Annotated in this window: 3 protein-coding genes and 1 pseudogene; 2 read left to right on the top strand and 2 right to left on the bottom strand. The window is 49.9% G+C overall.

Going from position 1 to position 4,466, the window contains the following annotated elements:
* Window positions 1–7: 7 nt before the first annotated feature.
* Window positions 8–895: a hypothetical protein gene (locus FDX01_RS18480; RefSeq protein WP_137400252.1), complete on the bottom strand. Its 888-nt coding sequence runs from the start codon at window positions 893–895 to the stop codon at window positions 8–10.
* A gap of 632 nt (window positions 896–1,527) precedes the next feature.
* The gene (locus FDX01_RS18475; protein ID WP_096756047.1) at window positions 1,528–2,382 is read right to left on the bottom strand and encodes a MurR/RpiR family transcriptional regulator; all 855 of its coding nucleotides are present in this window, start codon (window positions 2,380–2,382) and stop codon (window positions 1,528–1,530) included.
* A gap of 292 nt (window positions 2,383–2,674) precedes the next feature.
* Here FDX01_RS18475 and FDX01_RS18470 point away from each other — a divergent pair, with 292 nt between their 5' ends.
* A complete protein-coding gene (locus FDX01_RS18470; RefSeq protein WP_137400251.1) occupies window positions 2,675–4,180 on the top strand; it encodes a CoA-acylating methylmalonate-semialdehyde dehydrogenase in 1,506 nt (501 codons plus the stop codon).
* Between the two features lie 11 nt (window positions 4,181–4,191).
* Window positions 4,192–4,466: pseudogene (locus FDX01_RS23980) on the top strand (thiamine pyrophosphate-binding protein); the annotation flags it as partial.

Raw genomic sequence — 4,466 nt, 5'->3', positions numbered from 1 at the left:
TCTCATATCAGGGACTTGTTCGCACCTTCCCTAGGTTAAATCCTAATTTCCTTCGTCGAGTATAGGCATCCATTATTCCTCTGGCTTCATGTTTCAACAACATGTTTGCCCATTCACCTCTTTTTAAATAGGGTGATAGTATATAGCTCAGTAACAAGATAGTTCTTTCATTTACCGTAGGGTAGACGTTTACGGTGTTCATTTGTTTAGTTTTGATGATGAAATAGGAAGCTATTATAAAACCAAGACAACGGGCGGTACCGATTTCCAGATCTCTATTTCGTTTGTGCGTAGTGTCATTACAGCTTAAAGGCATAAGTGAGTTTTCGAAAGCTAAAAAATCAGCAATAAATGCCATAGTTCTGATGTAGGACGGTTGATGTCCATTGTGCTGAAAAAACGCATGATGACTGCATATTAGATGAACCAGTTCATGAAAAAAAACAAAGTTCATAAAAGATTTTGCTGTGTTCAGTGAGACGTCTACTGATTGAGTATCAACTCTATTGGCAATCATACATAGAGCCGTATCTGCTAATGCCGTGTGCTTAAAGATCGTGGATAAATCGAGGCTGATATTTAAGTTGTAGGTTCCTGCAACAATAATTACCCAAGAGTAGAATCTCCGGTTAATTGCAATAAATGCAGTATCATCTTTGATATTTATCTGGACTAATGGTTCATTCTCATAAACAAACCCCCAAACAGATGTTCGCACAGGGATTAAGGCGTTTTGTCCTAGCCAGGCGTTGAGTGTTAAATCAAGCTCAGTAAAAGAATACCAGGTAATATCGGTGTCAATATCTGCCGGGGAACACCAGGATTGATAAGGCCAGGAGTCAGGCATGTTATCCGGGAATATAACATTGTTTAATGATTCTCGTATTTGATTCATTTTACTCTACACCATCAATCAATTGCTTCGTTTACTACCAGCAAGGCAACATGCGTTGCAATTCTGGTATCCTGTTTCTCTCCTTAAATGATGAAAAAATGCCTGATCGAAATTGTTATCACCCGAAAGTATGAAAAAGCATATTGCTGATCTGTTTTCTGCACAACGAACGATGGTGTCCAGGCGGTTCGTTCATGGGATATTCCTGCTATATATATGCGTAAAAACAAGTGTAGGATAGTTTGTCATGGAAATAAAATTCATAAAAAATCAAACATTGGCAACATATTGAAAAATAATATTTGTTTGCATTATAAATCTTATAATATATAGGAATATGTCGTTTTCTCGTGCGGATAAGGCGCTTAACGGCTCTGGTTACCCAGCGGCGCGGTCTCGCATTCTGCGGCCCTGTGAGAGAACCGCAGTCTGACTCGGATCATGTTGAACGATGGAAGAGATAAGGCACTGGCCTATTACGCTATGCCGAACGCTCTTTGCAAGCATTGCAAGGATTAGATCTGCGCGTAAGATGATTGCGCTCGCGGCGTGCCAGATACCTGTTTATTGGACAACATGCTATCCGGCATTCGTCGCGATGGGTTCGTCCTTTCAATGGCCTGGTTGCCTACTTACCCAGCAGAACGGCTTTTTTCGTTGCTGCCATCACCTAATTTGTATGCCAGCGCTACCACTAACGATTGCACCAGACACAGGGTTGCTGACTGCGACCGAAAGGCGTCGACCTGTGCCTCTTTCACCACAAAGCAGAGATCGCTGAACGTTGCCAGCGGGCTGATCTGGCTGTCGGTAATCACAATCTGGCGAGCACCGGCATTCGCTGCCGTTTCACTGACCATGACGGTCTCTTCTGCGTAAGGCGAGAAGCTAATCGACACCACGATATCGTTCGCTTTAATGCGGTTTATCTGTTCGCGCAGCATTCCCCCCATCCCGTCGAGCAGAATAGGGCGGCACTCAAGATGGCTCAGGGCATAAGTAAGATAGGCGGCTACGCTAAATGAGCGGCGCAAACCGGCGATGTAAATCGTGTCGGCATCTGCCAACAGTTGTACTGCACGTACCAGCATTTCGGGTTCAGCGCGGGCCGCCAGCTGCTGTAAGGCCTGCGCATTCGAACGGGCAAATTCCTGCAGGATGTCCAGCGGGGTTTCCGGCACCGCTTCACTTTCCATTTCACGAAACAGTCGTGCGCGGTCGCTGTAGCTGGCGGTCTCTTCCACCAGGTTCATACGAAACAGCTGTTTCATTTCGTTGAAACCGGAGAAGTCAAAGGCATTAGCAAAGCGGATCAGCGTCGATGGCGGTACTCCGGCACGCTCGGCAATGACGGCAACCGTATCGAAGGCCACGCTATTGGTATTATCCAGCACATAGCGGGACACCTGCTGCAGCCTCTTGCTCAGGCTATCGTAGCGATCGCGGATTTGCTGCTGCAGCTCGTTCAGGCTGGTTGCTGTCGTCATTTTACCTCCTGTTACATCGTTTTATGATTCTAAACGCAAAGCCGCGTCTTTTAAATGTTGATGATTCAATTGCTGTTAAAAATGAAACAAAAGCTTCAATCCTCTCTTCGCGTGAAATACACGGATAGCCAGATTATTCTGGCAATGCTGCTCGTTAACATAAAAATCCATCCTTGATCACATTAATCAATATTTGTTTTATTTCAACTTAAAATGGAATATTTGTTTCATATATAGTACACAGACACAGGTGTTCAGGTAACAGTCACGTATCAACAGCGAGAGGTTAAGGATGGAGACGGTAGCGAATTTTATTCACGGCGAATGTGTCACCGGTTCAGGCCAGCGTGTGCAGGCAATCTTCAACCCCGCCACCGGTGAACAAATCCGCCAGGTGGTGATGAGTACGGCACAGGAAACCGAGCAGGCCGTTGCGGCGGCGCATGACGCCTTTCCGGCATGGGCGCGGCATTCTCCGCTTAAGCGTGCGCGAGTGATGTTTCGCTTCAAGGCTTTGCTGGAAGAGAACATGGAACGGCTTGCCCGATTAATAAGCGAAGAGCATGGCAAAGTGTTCTCGGATGCCGTTGGCGAAATCACCCGAGGTCTGGAAGTGGTGGAATTTGCCTGCGGCATTCCTCACCTGCAAAAGGGTGAGCACTCCGCTAACGTGGGAACGGGCGTTGACAGCCACTCGCTGATGCAACCGCTCGGCGTGTGCGTAGGGATCACGCCGTTTAACTTCCCGGCGATGGTGCCGATGTGGATGTTCCCCATCGCGCTGGCGACCGGCAACACCTTTGTGCTGAAGCCGTCGGAAAAAGATCCTTCTCTGGTGCTCGAACTGGCAAAACTGCTGCAACAGGCGGGGCTGCCGGACGGTGTGTTCAACGTGGTTCAGGGCGATAAAGTGTCGGTAGATGTGCTGCTGACCGACCCGCGGGTTCAGGCCGTGAGCTTTGTCGGTTCAACGCCGATTGCAGAATATATTTATCAAACCGCATCGGCTCACGGTAAACGCTGTCAGGCGCTGGGCGGGGCGAAAAACCACTGCATTTTAATGCCGGATGCCGATATGGAGATGGCGACCAGCGCGATTATGGGCGCAGCTTATGGTGCAGCAGGCGAACGCTGCATGGCGCTTTCCGTGGTGCTGGCCGTTGGCGATAAAACGGCAGATGAACTCTGTACCCGACTGGAACAACAGATTGCGGCGCTGCGCGTCGGGCCGGGCCTCGACCAGACGCCGGAAAATGAAATGGGGCCGCTGATCTCTTCGGCGCACCGCAGCAAAGTACTCGGCTATATTGATAGCGGTGAATCTCAGGGTGCCCGTTTGCGCGTTGACGGTCGTGGCTTTAGCGTCAAAGGTCATGAGCAGGGCTACTTTGTCGGGCCGACGTTGTTCGACAAGGTCACGCCAGAGATGACCATCTATAAAGAAGAGATTTTTGGACCGGTACTTTCTGTGGTGCGGGTAGCAGATTACGCCAGCGCGGTGGATCTGATTAACCGTCATGAATATGGTAATGGCACGGCTATCTTCACCCGTGACGGCGGCTGCGCGCGTCGTTTCTGCGAAGAGGTTCAGGCCGGGATGGTTGGGGTGAATGTCCCGATCCCGGTGCCGATGGCGTTCCACAGCTTTGGCGGCTGGAAACGTTCTATCTTTGGCGCGCTTAACGTTCACGGTAACGACGGCGTGCGTTTCTACACCCGAATGAAAACCGTCACCGCACGCTGGCCGGAAATGCAGCAGGACACGGGCGCGGCGTTCTCCATGCCGACGCTGGGCTGACAGGAGGTGTTATGCAAACCGAACGTATGACCATGGCCCAGGCGCTGGTCAAATTCCTCAATCAACAATATGTCAGCGTTGATGGACATGAAACGCCCTTCGTGGAGGGCGTGGCGACCATCTTTGGTCACGGTAATGTGCTTGGAATCGGCCAGGCGCTGGAGCAGGATGCCGGGCATCTGAAGGTGATGCAGGGATGTAATGAGCAGGGCATTGCGCATATGGCGACAGGGTTCGCCAAACAGCATCGCCGACAGCGAATTTGGGCCGTGACATCGTCGGTAGG

The organism is Citrobacter sp. wls613 (genome assembly GCF_005281195.1).
GTDB lineage: Bacteria > Pseudomonadota > Gammaproteobacteria > Enterobacterales > Enterobacteriaceae > Citrobacter > Citrobacter gillenii.
This window is presented reverse-complemented; position numbering and strand designations above follow the sequence as displayed.